Source organism: Vogesella sp. LIG4 (genome assembly GCF_900090205.1).
In the GTDB taxonomy this organism is placed as follows: Bacteria; Pseudomonadota; Gammaproteobacteria; order Burkholderiales; family Chromobacteriaceae; genus Vogesella.
This window is the reverse complement of the sequence record NZ_LT607802.1, coordinates 789,747-803,374: the sequence shown is the minus strand read 5'-3', so window position 1 is coordinate 803,374 and position 13,628 is coordinate 789,747. Positions and strand designations below refer to the sequence as shown.

Annotated in this window: 17 protein-coding genes and 9 tRNA genes; 20 read left to right on the top strand and 6 right to left on the bottom strand. The window is 60.3% G+C overall.

All coding sequences use genetic code 11. The annotated features are described in order from the left end of the window. Positions 1 to 147: 147 nt before the first annotated feature. Positions 148 to 612 carry a Dps family protein gene (locus PSELUDRAFT_RS03855; RefSeq protein WP_088965587.1) on the bottom strand — a complete coding sequence of 155 codons (465 nt, stop codon included), beginning with the start codon at positions 610 to 612 and terminating at the stop codon, positions 148 to 150. Between the two features lie 70 nt (positions 613 to 682). Between PSELUDRAFT_RS03855 and PSELUDRAFT_RS03850 the strand changes: the two genes are divergently transcribed. Continuing rightward, complete coding sequence (locus tag PSELUDRAFT_RS03850) at positions 683 to 988, top strand: DUF167 family protein (protein ID WP_088965586.1); 306 nt, start codon at positions 683 to 685, stop codon at positions 986 to 988. On the opposite strand, the gene PSELUDRAFT_RS03845 is transcribed toward PSELUDRAFT_RS03850, so the two are convergent. Further along, positions 985 to 1,434, bottom strand: a complete 450-nt coding sequence (locus tag PSELUDRAFT_RS03845; RefSeq protein WP_088965585.1) for an FxsA family protein — start codon at positions 1,432 to 1,434, stop codon at positions 985 to 987. The two genes, PSELUDRAFT_RS03850 and PSELUDRAFT_RS03845, sit on opposite strands and share 4 nt — an antisense overlap. Positions 1,435 to 1,449: 15 nt before the next feature. Here PSELUDRAFT_RS03845 and cutA point away from each other — a divergent pair, with 15 nt between their 5' ends. The 5 genes from cutA (at position 1,450) to PSELUDRAFT_RS03820 (ending at position 4,061) form a co-directional block, all read left to right on the top strand. After that, positions 1,450 to 1,776 carry a divalent-cation tolerance protein CutA gene (cutA, locus tag PSELUDRAFT_RS03840; protein WP_088965584.1) on the top strand — a complete coding sequence of 109 codons (327 nt, stop codon included), beginning with the start codon at positions 1,450 to 1,452 and terminating at the stop codon, positions 1,774 to 1,776. A 104-nt stretch (positions 1,777 to 1,880) separates the two neighbouring features. Further along, positions 1,881 to 1,956: transfer RNA gene (locus tag PSELUDRAFT_RS03835), tRNA-Lys, on the top strand. A gap of 16 nt (positions 1,957 to 1,972) precedes the next feature. After that, positions 1,973 to 2,048, top strand: a tRNA-Lys gene (locus PSELUDRAFT_RS03830). A 15-nt stretch (positions 2,049 to 2,063) separates the two neighbouring features. Then, positions 2,064 to 2,139 (top strand) — tRNA-Lys (locus PSELUDRAFT_RS03825). A gap of 161 nt (positions 2,140 to 2,300) precedes the next feature. Then, positions 2,301 to 4,061 (top strand): PglL family O-oligosaccharyltransferase, encoded by a 1,761-nt coding sequence (locus PSELUDRAFT_RS03820; RefSeq protein WP_088965583.1) that lies wholly within the window; start codon positions 2,301 to 2,303, stop codon positions 4,059 to 4,061. Positions 4,062 to 4,128: 67 nt separating this feature from the next. Here the strand turns inward: PSELUDRAFT_RS03820 and rpoH are convergent, their stop codons facing one another. The 4 genes from rpoH to ftsY form a co-directional block, all read right to left on the bottom strand. Further along, positions 4,129 to 4,989 carry an RNA polymerase sigma factor RpoH gene (gene rpoH / locus PSELUDRAFT_RS03815; RefSeq protein WP_088965582.1) on the bottom strand — a complete coding sequence of 287 codons (861 nt, stop codon included), beginning with the start codon at positions 4,987 to 4,989 and terminating at the stop codon, positions 4,129 to 4,131. Positions 4,990 to 5,148: 159 nt separating this feature from the next. After that, entirely contained in the window at positions 5,149 to 6,060 is a 912-nt protein-coding gene (gene ftsX, locus PSELUDRAFT_RS03810) for a permease-like cell division protein FtsX (RefSeq protein WP_088965581.1), read from the bottom strand. After that, positions 6,057 to 6,710 carry a cell division ATP-binding protein FtsE gene (gene ftsE / locus PSELUDRAFT_RS03805; RefSeq protein WP_088965580.1) on the bottom strand — a complete coding sequence of 218 codons (654 nt, stop codon included), beginning with the start codon at positions 6,708 to 6,710 and terminating at the stop codon, positions 6,057 to 6,059. The genes ftsX and ftsE overlap by 4 nt, the downstream gene beginning before the upstream one ends. Positions 6,711 to 6,743: 33 nt before the next feature. Further along, a complete protein-coding gene (gene ftsY, locus PSELUDRAFT_RS03800) occupies positions 6,744 to 7,778 on the bottom strand; it encodes a signal recognition particle-docking protein FtsY (RefSeq protein ID WP_088965579.1) in 1,035 nt (344 codons plus the stop codon). A gap of 177 nt (positions 7,779 to 7,955) precedes the next feature. Here ftsY and rsmD point away from each other — a divergent pair, with 177 nt between their 5' ends. The 14 genes from rsmD to rplJ all read left to right on the top strand — a co-directional run bounded on the left by rsmD (position 7,956) and on the right by rplJ (position 13,619). After that, the gene (gene rsmD / locus PSELUDRAFT_RS03795; RefSeq protein WP_088965578.1) at positions 7,956 to 8,507 is read left to right on the top strand and encodes a 16S rRNA (guanine(966)-N(2))-methyltransferase RsmD; all 552 of its coding nucleotides are present in this window, start codon (positions 7,956 to 7,958) and stop codon (positions 8,505 to 8,507) included. 77 nt (positions 8,508 to 8,584) lie between these two features. Beyond that, the gene (locus PSELUDRAFT_RS03790) at positions 8,585 to 8,836 is read left to right on the top strand and encodes a YfhL family 4Fe-4S dicluster ferredoxin (protein ID WP_088965577.1); all 252 of its coding nucleotides are present in this window, start codon (positions 8,585 to 8,587) and stop codon (positions 8,834 to 8,836) included. A gap of 130 nt (positions 8,837 to 8,966) precedes the next feature. Next, positions 8,967 to 9,051, top strand: a tRNA-Tyr gene (locus PSELUDRAFT_RS03785). 46 nt (positions 9,052 to 9,097) lie between these two features. Next, positions 9,098 to 9,171 (top strand) — tRNA-Gly (locus tag PSELUDRAFT_RS03780). A 12-nt stretch (positions 9,172 to 9,183) separates the two neighbouring features. Continuing rightward, a tRNA-Thr gene (locus PSELUDRAFT_RS03775) sits at positions 9,184 to 9,258 on the top strand. 40 nt (positions 9,259 to 9,298) lie between these two features. Further along, positions 9,299 to 10,489 carry an elongation factor Tu gene (gene tuf / locus PSELUDRAFT_RS03770; RefSeq protein ID WP_088965565.1) on the top strand — a complete coding sequence of 397 codons (1,191 nt, stop codon included), beginning with the start codon at positions 9,299 to 9,301 and terminating at the stop codon, positions 10,487 to 10,489. A gap of 10 nt (positions 10,490 to 10,499) precedes the next feature. Continuing rightward, a tRNA-Trp gene (locus tag PSELUDRAFT_RS03765) sits at positions 10,500 to 10,575 on the top strand. Between the two features lie 64 nt (positions 10,576 to 10,639). Continuing rightward, complete coding sequence (gene secE, locus PSELUDRAFT_RS03760; protein ID WP_088965576.1) at positions 10,640 to 10,993, top strand: preprotein translocase subunit SecE; 354 nt, start codon at positions 10,640 to 10,642, stop codon at positions 10,991 to 10,993. Positions 10,994 to 10,995: 2 nt separating this feature from the next. After that, the gene (gene nusG / locus PSELUDRAFT_RS03755; RefSeq protein WP_088965575.1) at positions 10,996 to 11,529 is read left to right on the top strand and encodes a transcription termination/antitermination protein NusG; all 534 of its coding nucleotides are present in this window, start codon (positions 10,996 to 10,998) and stop codon (positions 11,527 to 11,529) included. 90 nt (positions 11,530 to 11,619) lie between these two features. Further along, positions 11,620 to 12,051: a 50S ribosomal protein L11 gene (gene rplK, locus PSELUDRAFT_RS03750; protein ID WP_088965574.1), complete on the top strand. Its 432-nt coding sequence runs from the start codon at positions 11,620 to 11,622 to the stop codon at positions 12,049 to 12,051. Between the two features lies 1 nt (position 12,052). Further along, complete coding sequence (gene rplA / locus PSELUDRAFT_RS03745; RefSeq protein ID WP_088965573.1) at positions 12,053 to 12,748, top strand: 50S ribosomal protein L1; 696 nt, start codon at positions 12,053 to 12,055, stop codon at positions 12,746 to 12,748. Positions 12,749 to 12,765: 17 nt separating this feature from the next. Next, positions 12,766 to 12,840, top strand: a tRNA-Thr gene (locus PSELUDRAFT_RS03740). A gap of 124 nt (positions 12,841 to 12,964) precedes the next feature. After that, positions 12,965 to 13,039: transfer RNA gene (locus tag PSELUDRAFT_RS03735), tRNA-Thr, on the top strand. A gap of 82 nt (positions 13,040 to 13,121) precedes the next feature. Then, complete coding sequence (rplJ, locus tag PSELUDRAFT_RS03730; protein WP_088965572.1) at positions 13,122 to 13,619, top strand: 50S ribosomal protein L10; 498 nt, start codon at positions 13,122 to 13,124, stop codon at positions 13,617 to 13,619. Positions 13,620 to 13,628: the final 9 nt, after the last annotated feature.

The window sequence follows — 13,628 nt, the reverse complement described above, 5'->3', positions numbered from 1 at the left end:
GCGCTGGGCGGTGGACTGAAGCGGCGCGGAGCGGGCATGCCAACAGTGTAGCACGCCCGCAGAAAAGCTTAGTTTGCACTCACGATCTGGCGTGTTCTCGGTGCCTGACAGCGTTTTGCCGGTACGCGGCAGATCGTGATGCGGTGCTTAGTTTTCCAGCAGGCTGCGCAGCATCCACGCCGTCTTCTCGTGCACTTGCAGACGCTGGGTCAGCAGGTCGGCGGTGGGCTCGTCGCTGGCGGCATCCACCAGCGGGAACAGCGAGCGCGCGGTGCGGCACACGGTTTCGTGCCCCTGTACCAGTTCGCGGATCATGTCCTGCGCCTTGGGTACGCCCTTGCTTTCGCTGATCGAGGTCAGGCGTGCGTAGTCGCCGTAGCTGCCCGGTGCCACGTGGCCCAGCGCGCGAATGCGCTCGGCGACCAGGTCTACCGCCAACGCCAGCTCGTTGTACTGGGTTTCGAACATCAGGTGCAGGGTCTGGAACATCGGGCCGGTGACGTTCCAGTGAAAGAAGTGCGTCTTCAGGTACAGGGTGTAGCTGTCGGCCAGCAAGCGGGACAAGCCCTCGGCGATCTTGGCGCGGTCCTGTTCGGAAATGCCGATATCCATGGTGAAGCTCCTGTCGGTGTCGGTTGCGATACGTTCTACAATTGCACCTTTGCAGCACAAAGGATGCGTGATGAAAGCGTGGTTGACTGAACAGCCGGATGGCATACGTCTAACCTTGCACGTTCAGCCCGGCGCACGCAAGAGCGAAGTGGCGGGGGAACATGGCGAAGCGCTCAAGATCAGGTTGGCCGCACCGCCGGTGGAGGGCAAGGCCAATGCCGCGTTGCTGCTGTGGCTGGCCGGCTGCCTGCAGGTGCCGCGCAAGGCGGTGAGCCTGCTGTCGGGCGAGCGTAATCGCCACAAGATCGTGGCGGTGACGGGAATCGGCGCCGTAGAGGCGCTGGCACGGCTGCTGCCGGCCTCGTCGCAGGCTTAATGCAGGTGGCGGTCGCTGGGCGTGCGCGGGTCCACGCGCTCGTATTCACCCTCGATGATGTCGGCTTCGCCTGACGGCGGGTTCTGCGGCGGCTGGCGGAAGTTGTCACCCATGTTCAGCTCGGTGAGCTTGGGGCCGGGCCAGGGCAGCAACAGCAGCAGCGCGAACACGTCGCTGATCAGGCCGGGAATGGCCAGCAGCAGGCCGGCGATCATGATGCGCAGCGGCCACAGCAGGGTGAACAGGTTGACGTTGCCCTGGCGCAGTGTGCCGGCAATGGTGAGCAGTGCCCCCAGCTTGCTGCCGCGCATCAGCATGGAGCCCAGCACGAAGCTGACGAGCAGCCAGACCAGGGTCCAGCCCCCGCCAATGTGATCGGCAAGCCAGAACAGCGAGTACATTTCGAGAAACGGGTAAAGCAGCAATAAAATCAAGAAACCACGCATGAAACGGATATCCGCATGAAAGTGTTACTGGTTGTATGCAATGTGCCGGATGCCATACTGGCGCGCCAGATGGCGGAAACCCTGGTGGGCGAGCGCTTGGCAGCCTGCGTCAATATCCTGCCCGGCTGCGAGTCCGTCTATCGCTGGCAGGGAAAGCTGGAAAGCGCCAGCGAGATACCCCTGCTCATCAAGACCACCGATACAGTATATGCAGCCTTGGAGCGCAGAATCCAAGAGCTGCACCCCTACGAGGTGGCGGAAATCATCGCTTTGCCCATCGTGGCAGGGTTGGCCGCATACCAGCAGTGGGTGGCGGAGGAAACAGGGGGCGGGCAGGGCTGAGCGCGCCGCTACGGCAAATGTGCCGTATAGGCGTTTTTCTGCATTTTTTTCCAAAAATACTTGACGGTTAAAAAAGGTGTCCGTATAGTTGCGAACTCTCTCGGGGGTCGTTAGCTCAGCTGGTAGAGCAGCGGACTTTTAATCCGTTGGTCGCAGGTTCGAATCCCGCACGACCCACCACCCAGAGAGAAGCGTAGGGTCGTTAGCTCAGCTGGTAGAGCAGCGGACTTTTAATCCGTTGGTCGCAGGTTCGAATCCCGCACGACCCACCATACGCACCCCAGGTTGGGTCGTTAGCTCAGTTGGTAGAGCAGCGGACTTTTAATCCGTTTGTCGCAGGTTCGAGCCCCGCACGACCCACCAAGTATTCATCAGAAAGCCCGGTCCATGACCGGGCTTTTTGTTTTTGCCGCGGCATGGCTGCCGCTGCTTTCGATAAGGTGACGAAACGTTACCAAGCCGTTTTTACAGCCTTCGGCGGCTGGGCTAGACTTGCCGCTTTCCCGTACTCGCACGGTCCATCCATGACTTTCACCCTGCGTCGCCAGTCGCTGGCGGCCCTGATGCTGGCGGCCATTGCCTCGCTGCCTTTCCTGTCGCGCTTTCACTACCTGCCGCTGCCGCAGTGGTGGGGCGAGATCACGGTAGTCTTCCTGGCGGCGCTGGCCTGCTGGTGCATGCCGCGGCAGGCCGCGGCCGAGCTGCCGCGCAGCGCGTTGTGGATGCTGCTGCTGGCAGCGGTGTGGGCGCTGCAGCCCTTGCTGCAGCCGCTGCTGTTCCCTGGGCTCAACCATGCTACCGCGCTGGCCTTCGTTGCGCTGGCGGTGCTGGCCTGGGCCACGGCGCAATGGCGCGCAGCGGAAGGCAGCGACGCGGTGATCGCGTTGCTGTGCAAATCGCTGCTGCTGGGGGCGTTGGCGCAATCGCTGATTGGCCTGGCGCAGCTCACCGGCCTGGCGCAGCTGCTGGGCGGCGTGCTGTTCTATGACAGTTCGCACCCGACCACCAATATTTTTGGCCATATCGGCCAGCGCAACCAGTACGCACATTATCTGACCTGGGGCGTGGTAGCAGCCTGCTGGCTGGCCGCCAGTGGCCAATGGTCGCGTCGCTGGCTGGCGGCGGCAGTATTGTGGTTGTCGCTGTCCATCGCCTTTGCCGGCTCGCGTACCGTGCTGCTGTACACCGTGGCGCTGGCGGTGCTGGCGCCGTGGTGGCACTGGCGCGTGCGTAGCGGGGAGTCGCGCCGCATGTGGTGGCTGCTGTGGCTGGCGGTGGTTGCCATCATTGCCATGCAGTTTGCACTGCCCTTGGCCGAACGGCTGCTGGCACCGCTGATGCATGGCCAGACCATTGCCAGTGGTGTGGAACGCTTGAGCAGCAACGCCGACAGCATGGGCGCGCGCCGCGTGGCGGAATGGGGCAAGGCCTGGCTGGTGTTCAAGGCGCATCCCGGCTTTGGGGTGGGCTGGAACCAGTACGCGGCGGAAAGCGTGCGCCTGCAGATGCTGCCGCAGTTTTCCAACTCCGGCGTAAACAGCGGCCTGTTCACCAACGCCCACAACCTGGTGTTCCAGTTGCTGGCCGAGATGGGGCTGCTGGGGACGCTGGCGGTGCTACTGGGCTTTGCCTGGGCGGTGTGGCCGTATTTCAGCCGCCGCGTGGATGCTGCGCAGCTGGTACCGGTGGCGGTGATGTCGGTTACGCTGATCCACAGCATGCTGGAGTATCCGCTGTGGTATCTGTACTTCCCGGCGGTGGTGGTCATCATGGCGACCCTGGTGCCGGCCCCCGGCCGTGCCGCGCCACTGCCATGGCTTCTGCTGGCGCGTGCCGGCGCACTGCTGCTGCTGGTGCTGGCCAGCTATGGCAGCTGGCGTTACGAGGAAATGCAGGGGCTGTACTACCCCACGGCGCTCAAGAAGCAGCAGCGACTGGAGGAGATCATCCGAACCGAGCCGATGTTCGCCGCCCATGCGCTGGGCCTGCTGGATGACGTGATGACGCCGTCGCGCGCCACGCTGAAGGACTACCGCAAGTGGGTGGACCTGATGGCGCTGTATCGGCCGTATCCGGACGTGCTGCTGCGCAAGGCGCAGATGGAGGCATTGGCGGGCGAGCAGGCCAAGGCGGCGCAGACCATGCGCTACGCGCTGGCGTCGTTCCCGACCTATGCGTCGCAGTTCCTGGATGAGCTGGATGACGACGAGCCGGCCTGGAGCGGTCTGATCGACATCGCCCAGCAGGTGGATGACAAGCAGCACGGCAAGGCTGCCAGCGAGTAAGTTGGCCGCATGATATAAAAACAAAAAGCCACCGCAAGGTGGCTTTTTCACGCCTACATCATGCAGCTCAGGCGTCGATCACCACGCCGGCGGCCAGTGCGGTTTTCATCTTGCCCAGTGCCTTGGCTTCGATCTGGCGGATGCGCTCGGCGGAAACACCGAATTCTGCGGCCAACTCGTGCAGGGTGGAGCCGCCATCGTCGGCCAGCCAGCGCGCCTCGATGATGCGGCGGCTGCGGGCGTCCAGCGTGGACAGCGCCTGCTCCAGGCCTTCGCTCTGCAGCATGTCGATGGAGCGGCGTTCCAGCGCGCGGGTTGGCTCGTCGTGCGAGTCGGCCAGCCAGTCGATGGGGGCAAAGCCCTCGTCGTCGCCATCATCGGCCATCAGTGCGATGTCCTGGCCGCTCATGCGGGTTTCCATTTCACGCACTTCTTCCGGCTTCACGCCCAGCTCCTGCGCGATATCGTGCGCTTCCTGCTCGCTGAGTGCGGACAGGCTCTGGCGCATGCTGCGCAGGTTGAAGAACAGTTTGCGCTGCGGCTTGGTGGTGGCAATGCGCACCAGGCGCCAGTTGCGCAGGATGAATTCGTGAATCTCGGCCTTGATCCAGTGCACGGCGAAGGAGAACAGACGCACGCCGCGAGTGGGTTCGAAGCGTTTCACCGCCTTCATCAGGCCGATATTGCCTTCCTGGATCAGGTCGGCCTGTTGCAGGCCATAGCCGGAGTAACCGCGGGCGATGGACACCACCACGCGCAGGTGCGACAGCACCAAACGCTTGGCTGCTTCCAGATCGTCGTGCTGTTGATGACGCGTGGCAAGCTCCAACTCTTCTTCCTGGGTCAGCATCGGAATGCTGTTAACGGTGTGGATGTATTGCTCCAGGCTGCCGTTGGAAGAGAGTACAGGCAAGGCGATTGCAGTCATAAATGGCTTGTCCTCAAGAAATGCTGAACTGATGTTAGCACTCGTCTTATGAGAGTGCCAGCAAGGGGCCAGTTCCCAATCGATGATATTTTTTTATCCGGTCCATAGTCCTGGACCAGGATCAAGTAGTTGCCAGGCGGGCTGCGTGTTGCACCGCACTTAGTGCGGGCGCACCTTGCGCAGGTGGTGATCCGCTGCCAGGCGTGCGCCCAGCAGGCACAGCAGCACGCTGCAGCCGAACAGTACGCCAAGCTCCGGCAGGGCCAGCCCTGCCAGGTGGATGTTTTCACCGTACAGGCCGGCGAATTCATTGATTGCCGGCGCAGCCTGGTGCACGAACAGGGTGGACAGGCCCCAGCAGCACAGCGTGCTGAGCGCGCCTACCCAGAAGGCGTGGTACAGAAAGGGGCGGCGGATGAAGCTGTCGGTAGCGCCGATCAGCTTGGCCACTTCGATTTCCTCCTGTCGTGCCAGGATCTGCATGCGGATGGTGTTGTGGGTGATCAGCACCAGCGCCACGCCAAAGCTGGCGGCCAGGAACCAGGCAAGCTTGACGGCGATGTCCAGCAGGCCGTGCAGGCGGCGCGCCCAGGCGGCATCAAACTGCGATTGTTCCACCATCGGCAGGCCGGACAGCTCCTTTTGCAGCATGTCCAGTTCGTCCGGCGTTACCGCCGGCTTGGGGGTAACGACAAAAGCGTCCGGCAGCGGGTTGCCTTCCAGCCCCTGGCTCACACCGGAGAGGCCGCTGCGCTGTTCCAGGTCGCGCAGCGCCTGGTCGCGGCCAATGAAGCGGAAGCTGGCCACCTTGGGGTGGGATGTCAGGCTGGACTGCACGGCGGCGATGTCGGCCTGTTCGGCGGAAAGCTCCATGAACAGCGTGATCTGCGGCGCCGCGGTGAGTTTGCCCACCCAGTGCTGCACGCTGCCGGCGGTAAGGTACAGGCTGACCGGCAGCGACATCGCCACCGCCAGCATCAACAGATTGAGCAGGCTGCCCAGCGGCTGGCGCAACATCTTGCGTAGCGCCTGGCTGGCATCCTGCCAGTGCAGGTAGAAGAAGTGCTTCATGAGGCGAATTGTCCTTCCCGCAGGCGGATGATGCGGCGGCCATAGTCTTCCATCAGGGTTTCGTCGTGCGCCGAAATCAGCACGGAGACGCCTACCTGGTGGAAGGATTTGAACAGTTCCATGATGTCCAGCGCGTAGGCGCGATCCAGGTTGGCCGAGGGTTCGTCGGCCAGCAGGATGCTGGGGCGGTGCACCACGGCACGGGCGATGCACAGGCGCTGCTGCTCGCCGCCGGACAGGCGCACCGGCATCATTTTTTCCTTGCCGGCGAGGCCTACCTTGTCCAGCGCGGCGCGCACGCGGCGGGCTGCGTCGCGGCGGTCGAAGCCGATGATGTCCAGCGGCAGCATCACGTTGTCGAACACATTGCGGTCGAACAGGATCTTGTGGTCCTGGAACACGATGCCGATATGCTGGCGCACATAAGGCAGCTGGCTGGCTCGCAGCCGGCTCAGGTTCTGGTTGTTCACCAGCACGTTGCCGCTGCTGGCGCGCTCGATGCCGGAGATCAGCTTCAGCAGTGTGCTTTTGCCGGCGCCGGAATGGCCGGCAAGAAACACCATCTCACCGCTTTCGATGGTGAACGACAGGTTGCGCAGTGCCTCGTGGCCGCCAGGGTAGCGCTTGGTCACCTGGTCAAACTGGATCATGTCGCATCCTCAAGGGGAAGGTTGGCCGCAGACTCACTCGAACAGCGCGTCAATGTAGTCGCGGCTGTTGAACGGGCGCAGGTCGTCAATGCTTTCGCCGACGCCGATAAAGCGCAGCGGCACCGGGCGTTGCTTGGCGATGGCGGCGATTACGCCACCCTTGGCGGTGCCGTCCAGCTTGGTGAGTACCAGGCCGGTGAGGCCCAGCGCGTCGTCGAAGGCTTTTACCTGGTTGATGGCGTTCTGACCGATATTGGCGTCCAGAACCAGCATCACTTCGTGCGGGCCGTCCGGAATCGCCTTCTGGATCACCCGTTTCACCTTCTTGATTTCTTCCATCAGGTGCAGCTGGGTGGGCAGGCGGCCGGCGGTGTCGGCAAGCACGATGTCGATGCCGCGCGCGGTGGCGGCCTGGATGGCGTCGTAGCACACCGCGGCGGCGTCACCGCTTTGCTGGGCGATCACCGTTACGTTGTTGCGCTCCCCCCAGGCCATTAGTTGCTCGCGGGCGGCAGCACGGAAGGTGTCGCCGGCGGCCAGCAGCACGCTCTTGCCCTGGCTCTGGAAGTATTTGGCCAGTTTGCCGATGGAGGTGGTTTTACCGGCGCCGTTGACGCCGACCATCATGATCACGAACGGCTTCTTGGTGGAAACGTCCAGCGGCTGCTGCAGCGGTGCGATCAGCTGCTCCAGCGAGTCTTTCAGCGCACCCTTGAGTTCGCTGGCATCGCTCAGCCCCTTCAGCGTTACCCGCTCGCGTACATCTTTCAGCAGGTGCACGGTGGCATCCACGCCCATATCGGCGGTGAGCAGGACCGTTTCGAGCTCCTCGTACAGATCCTCGTCGATCTTGCCGCCGCCGAACAGGCCGGCCAGCTGCTTGCCCAGCTTGTCGCGGGTCTTGGACAGGCCGGCTTTCAGGCGTTCGGTCCAGCTGGGCTTGCTGGTGACGGGGGCTTCGGCGGGAGCGGCTGCGGGCACTGCGGCGGCCGGAGTGGAAACCTGGGCGTCGTCGGCCGGGGCGGACGAGGCGGTGGTGTCGGGTTTTTTCTTGAAGAAGCTAAACATGCTTTAGGAATAAGGCAGCTGGACAAACCGCGATTGTAACGTCAAATGCCGCGGCTGACAGTTGGCCGCATAGCATTCCTTATATAGGTGTGCGCAGCGCGTGCGTTTGCAGCACGTAATAACAGACGCGGCAGGCCGAGTCGGGTAGAATCGCGCCCTTGAAATTCAGGAGGATACATGACGCAGCAACGCAACAAGGTGCGCATCATTGGCGGAGAGTACCGCAGAAGGCTGCTGGATGTGCCGGCAGTGGAAGGCTTGCGGCCAACCCCCGACCGGGTGCGGGAAACCCTGTTCAACTGGCTGGGTCAGGATCTTTACGGCTTGCGCTGCCTGGATTTGTTTGCCGGCAGCGGCGCGCTGGGTTTCGAGGCTGCCTCGCGTGGCGCGCGTGAAGTGGTGCTAGTGGAAAAGGCGCGGCTGGTAGCCGATACGCTGCGACGCAACGCCCAATTGCTGGGCGCCGCTCAGTTGCAGGTACAGAACCAGGATGCGCTGGCCTACCTGCGGGCAGGGCACGGCGCCTTTGATGTGATCTTCGTTGACCCGCCATACAGCAGCACGCTGCTGGATGACGTGCTGCCGCAGCTTGCCGCTGCGCTGTCGGCACAGGGCAAGCTGTACGTGGAAACGGCAAAGCCGCGCGAATTCGCCGGCTGGGAAGTGCTGCGCTCGATCCGCGCCGGCCAGGTGCATGGCTACCTGCTGGCTCGGGAAGCAGGCATATAAGGATATAACGGCCCGAACTTGCCTGCCTGCGAGTCGGGTGACAGAATTCACTGTGTGGAATACTTGAGGAAATTACTATGGCTTTGATGATTACCGACGAGTGCATCAACTGCGACGTCTGTGAACCGGAATGCCCGAATAATGCGATTTCGCAGGGCGAAGAGATCTACGTGATCGACCCGAACCTGTGTACCCAGTGCGTTGGCCACTACGACGAACCGCAGTGCCAGCAGGTCTGTCCGGTGGATTGCATTCCGCTGGATCCGGCTCATGAAGAGACGCATGACCAACTGCATGAAAAATACCTGAAGATCAGCGGCAAGGCTTGATAGCTTTAAGTGACTGATTTGCAACACAGCCCTGTCATCGACAGGGCTGTTTGTTTAAAGAATGCGAAAAAAAGCTGATTTTGGTGTTGACGGCATTTAGGCGTGTCTATACTATTCGGGCTTCTTCGACGGGGGGATTCCCGAGCGGTCAAAGGGATCAGACTGTAACTCTGACGGCTCAGCCTTCGAAGGTTCGAATCCTTCTCCCCCCACCAGTTGCTATGAGTCTTGGCGGCGTTTGATGGTTCGTCCGGATCGTAGGCGGGTGTAGCTCAATGGTAGAGCAGAAGCCTTCCAAGCTTACGACGAGGGTTCGATTCCCTTCACCCGCTCCAGGATTTAAGAAGGCCCATGTAGCTCAGGGGTAGAGCACTCCCTTGGTAAGGGAGAGGTCGGCAGTTCAATTCTGCCCATGGGCACCAGTTATCTTTAGACTTTAACTTGCATTCAGGGAATTTTGCCATGGCAAAGGAAAAGTTCGAGCGGAATAAACCGCACGTAAACGTCGGCACCATCGGTCACGTTGACCATGGTAAAACCACTCTGACCGCTGCTATCACCACCATTCTGTCCAAGAAGTTCGGTGGCGAAGCTAAAGACTACTCCCAGATCGACAGCGCGCCGGAAGAAAAAGCCCGCGGTATTACCATTAACACCGCGCACGTAGAATACGAAACCGAGGCTCGCCACTACGCTCACGTAGACTGCCCGGGTCACGCCGACTACGTTAAGAACATGATTACCGGTGCTGCCCAGATGGACGGCGCTATCCTGGTGTGCTCGGCCGCTGACGGTCCGATGCCGCAAACCCGCGAACACATCCTGCTGTCCCGTCAGGTTGGCGTTCCGTACATCATCGTGTTCCTGAACAAGGCCGACCTGGTGGACGACGCTGAGCTGCTGGAACTGGTGGAAATGGAAGTGCGCGATCTGCTGTCTTCCTACGACTTCCCGGGCGACGATACCCCGATCGTGATCGGTTCCGCTCGTCTGGCGCTGGAAGGCGATCAGTCCGAATACGGCGAGCCGGCCATCTTCCGTCTGGCTGACGCACTGGATTCCTACATCCCGACTCCGGAGCGTGCCATCGACAAGCCGTTCCTGCTGCCGATCGAAGACGTATTCTCCATCTCCGGCCGCGGCACCGTGGTTACCGGTCGTGTAGAGCGCGGTATCGTTAAAGTTGGTGAAGAACTGGAAATCGTTGGTCTGAAGGCCACCGTTAAGACCACCTGCACCGGCGTGGAAATGTTCCGCAAGCTGCTGGACCAGGGTCAGGCTGGCGACAACGTAGGCGTGCTGCTGCGTGGTACCAAGCGTGAAGATGTAGAGCGTGGTCAGGTTCTGGCCAAGCCGGGTTCCATCACCCCGCACACCAAGTTCCAGGCTTCGGTATACGTACTGAGCAAGGATGAAGGCGGTCGTCACACCCCGTTCTTCGCGAACTACCGCCCGCAGTTCTACTTCCGTACTACCGACGTGACCGGCGCAATTACGCTGGCCGAAGGCGTGGAAATGGTAATGCCGGGTGACAACGTGGAAATCACCGTAGAACTGATCGCTCCGATCGCTATGGAAGATGGTCTGCGTTTCGCGATCCGCGAAGGTGGCCGTACTGTTGGCGCCGGCGTGGTTGCCAAGATCATCGCTTAAGTAAGGTTTTAGGCCAGTAGCTCAATTGGTAGAGTATCGGTCTCCAAAACCGAGGGTTGGGGGTTCGAGACCCTCCTGGCCTGCCAAATAAGACTAACCGGCGTTTTCGCCGGTTAGTCTTTTCACGTATCTGCAACACGAGAATTTCCAATGGAATCGCAAGATAAAATCAAGCTTGGCCTTGCCATCTTGTTGGTTGTGGCGGGGGTGGTCGGTTTTTATCTGCTGGCCGCTGATCAGGCTGTGCTGCGCGTGGTGGTGTTCGTGATCTCGTTGTTGGCTGCCGCCGCGGTAGTGTGGCAGTCGGTGATGGGCAAGAATTTCGTGGCCTATGCGCAAGAATCGATTGCCGAGGCGCGCAAGGTTGTTTGGCCGCAACGCAAGGAAGCGACCCAGCTGACCATGCTGGTATTTGCCTTTGTGTTTGTGTTGGCGCTGTTTATGTGGCTGGTTGACTCTTCGCTGTCCTGGCTGTTTTATGACGTGTTGCTTCGTCGGGGTTGATTATGGCTAAGCGTTGGTATGTTGTGCACGCCTATTCCGGTTTTGAGAAGAGTGTGCAGAAGGCGCTGAAAGAGCGCATCGACCGCGAGGGTATGCAGGATCTGTTCGGCCAGGTGCTGGTGCCGGTCGAAGAGGTGGTGGATATCAAGAATGGCCGCCGCTCTATTTCCGAGCGCAAGTTCTTCCCGGGCTACGTGCTGGTCGAGATGGAAATGACCGACGATACCTGGCACCTGGTAAAGAGCACGCCCAAGGTAACCGGTTTTGTTGGTGGTACCGCCAACCGCCCGGCGCCGATTTCCGCCAAGGAAGTGGACGCCATCATGCAGCAGATGCAGGAGGGCGTGGAGAAGCCGAAGCCGAAGGTGCTGTTCGAGGTGGGTGAGAAGGTGCGCGTCAATGATGGCCCGTTCACCGACTTCAATGGCTCGGTTGACGAAGTTAACTACGAACGCAACAAACTGCGTGTGTCGGTGCAGATCTTTGGTCGCGACACGCCGGTCGAGCTCGATTTTTCGCAAGTCGAGAAGCTGTAAGCTTGTGTTTTTGAAAAGCCCGGGATATACTCTTGGGCTCACTTGGGGAGCGTCTTTTGGCGCGTTATACCCGTTCATTAGGAGCTAATCGTGGCTAAGAAAATTGTAGGCTATATCAAGCTGCAAGTGCCCGCTGGTAAAGCAAACCCGTCGCCGCCGATCGGTCCGGCGCTGGGTCAGCGCGGTCTGAACATCATGGAATTCTGCAAGGCGTTCAACGCCCAAACCCAGGGCATGGAGCCTGGTATGCCGATTCCGGTGGTGATCACCGCCTACGCCGACAAGTCCTTCACTTTCACCATGAAGACTCCGCCGGCAACCTTCCTGCTGAAGAAAGCCGCTGGCATCAAGTCCGGCTCCGCTAAGGCACACGTTGACAAAGTGGGTAAAGTAACCCGCGCTCAACTGGAAGAAATCGCCAAGACCAAGTCCCCGGACCTGACCGCTGCTGACCTGGATGCTGCTGTTCGCACCATCGCTGGTTCCGCACGTTCCATGGGTCTTGAAGTGGAGGGTCTGTAATATGGCTAAGGTTTCCAAGCGTCTGCAAGCGCTGAACGCCCAGGTTGATCGCAACAAACTGTACGCAGTTGAAGATGCCATCACTCTGGTAAAAGGTGCTGCTACCGCCAAGTTTGACGAGTCCATCGACGTGGCCGTTAACTTGGGTGTTGATCCGCGTAAATCCGACCAGGTTGTACGTGGCTCCGTGGTTCTGCCGCGCGGTACCGGTAAATCCGTACGCGTTGCCGTATTTGCTCAAGGCGCCAACGCCGAAGCCGCCAAGGCTGCCGGTGCTGAAGTTGTCGGTTTCGACGACCTGGCCGAGCAGGTTAAGGCCGGCAACCTGGACTTCGACGTAGTGATTGCCTCCCCGGATGCAATGCGCGTTGTTGGTCAGCTGGGTCAGATCCTGGGTCCGCGTGGCCTGATGCCGAACCCGAAGGTTGGTACCGTTACCCCGAACGTAGCCGAGGCCGTGAAGAACGCCAAGGCTGGTCAGGTTCAGTACCGTACCGACAAGACCGGTATCATTCACGCCACCATCGGCCGCGCTTCTTTCGAAGTTGAAGCCCTGCGCGAAAACTTCGCTGCTCTGGTGGATGCCCTGGTTAAAGCCAAACCGGCTGCTGCCAAGGGTCAGTACCTGAAGAAAATCGCCGTATCCAGCACCATGGGTGTTGGTGTACGCATCGATGTGGCAACTGCTCAGGCTTAATGCCTGACATTGCCCGGGCCCATGTAGCTCAGGGGTAGAGCACTCCCTTGGTAAGGGAGAGGTCGGCAGTTCAATTCTGCCCATGGGCACCAAAGGCTTTGGGCTGGCGGACTTCGGTCCGCCAGATTGTCAAAGACCGTAGGTGTCAACGACTTAATGCTCCTTGTGAGTAGCCTACGCAGACGGTGTACCCTTAGAAGGCTGTATCAACGATACGCTCATGTAGCTCAGGGGTAGAGCACTCCCTTGGTAAGGGAGAGGTCGGCGGTTCAATTCCGCCCATGAGCACCATCAGTTTGTATATCTCCTGATTAGGTCGCCGCTGCAAACAGGGGCAGGATATCCTGCTTCATTTCAGTCTAGGAGGTGGACCTTGAGTCTCAATATCGAAGATAAAAAGGCGGTCGTCGCTGAAGTATCTGCTCAACTGGCAGATGCTCAGACGGTAGTTATCGCTGAGTATCGGGGCATCGAGGTTAGCAGCATGACCAAACTGCGTGCCAAGGCACGTGAGAATGGTGTTTACCTGCGCGTTCTGAAGAACACGCTGGTGCGTCGTGCGGTAGCCGGTACCCAGTTCGAAGCTCTGGCCGATCAAATGATTGGCCCGCTGGTATACGGTGTTTCCGTTGACGCAGTTGCTGCTGCCAAAGTGCTGCATCAATTTGCCAAAGAAGACAACAAGATTGTCATCAAGGCAGGTTCCTACAACGGCAAGCTGCTGAACGCTGCCGAAGTAACCGAACTGGCTTCCATTCCGAGCCGCGAAGAGCTGCTGTCCAAGCTGCTGTTCGTTATGCAGGCTCCGGTATCCGGTTTTGCCCGTGCTCTGGCCGCTCTGGCCGAGAAGAAGCAATCCGAAGCCGCTTAATCAATTCGA

Excerpts from the sequence above, each read along its gene's own strand:
- PSELUDRAFT_RS03855 (WP_088965587.1), bottom strand. The coding sequence starts at position 612 with ATGGATATCGGCATTTCCGAACAGGACCGCGCCAAGATCGCCGAGGGC.
- PSELUDRAFT_RS03850 (WP_088965586.1), top strand. The coding sequence starts at position 683 with ATGAAAGCGTGGTTGACTGAACAGCCGGATGGCATACGTCTAACCTTG.
- PSELUDRAFT_RS03845 (WP_088965585.1), bottom strand. The coding sequence starts at position 1,434 with ATGCGTGGTTTCTTGATTTTATTGCTGCTTTACCCGTTTCTCGAAATG.
- cutA (WP_088965584.1), top strand. The coding sequence starts at position 1,450 with ATGAAAGTGTTACTGGTTGTATGCAATGTGCCGGATGCCATACTGGCG.
- PSELUDRAFT_RS03820 (WP_088965583.1), top strand. The coding sequence starts at position 2,301 with ATGACTTTCACCCTGCGTCGCCAGTCGCTGGCGGCCCTGATGCTGGCG.
- rpoH (WP_088965582.1), bottom strand. The coding sequence starts at position 4,989 with ATGACTGCAATCGCCTTGCCTGTACTCTCTTCCAACGGCAGCCTGGAG.
- ftsX (WP_088965581.1), bottom strand. The coding sequence starts at position 6,060 with ATGAAGCACTTCTTCTACCTGCACTGGCAGGATGCCAGCCAGGCGCTA.
- ftsE (WP_088965580.1), bottom strand. The coding sequence starts at position 6,710 with ATGATCCAGTTTGACCAGGTGACCAAGCGCTACCCTGGCGGCCACGAG.
- ftsY (WP_088965579.1), bottom strand. The coding sequence starts at position 7,778 with ATGTTTAGCTTCTTCAAGAAAAAACCCGACACCACCGCCTCGTCCGCC.
- rsmD (WP_088965578.1), top strand. The coding sequence starts at position 7,956 with ATGACGCAGCAACGCAACAAGGTGCGCATCATTGGCGGAGAGTACCGC.
- PSELUDRAFT_RS03790 (WP_088965577.1), top strand. The coding sequence starts at position 8,585 with ATGGCTTTGATGATTACCGACGAGTGCATCAACTGCGACGTCTGTGAA.
- tuf (WP_088965565.1), top strand. The coding sequence starts at position 9,299 with ATGGCAAAGGAAAAGTTCGAGCGGAATAAACCGCACGTAAACGTCGGC.
- secE (WP_088965576.1), top strand. The coding sequence starts at position 10,640 with ATGGAATCGCAAGATAAAATCAAGCTTGGCCTTGCCATCTTGTTGGTT.
- nusG (WP_088965575.1), top strand. The coding sequence starts at position 10,996 with ATGGCTAAGCGTTGGTATGTTGTGCACGCCTATTCCGGTTTTGAGAAG.
- rplA (WP_088965573.1), top strand. The coding sequence starts at position 12,053 with ATGGCTAAGGTTTCCAAGCGTCTGCAAGCGCTGAACGCCCAGGTTGAT.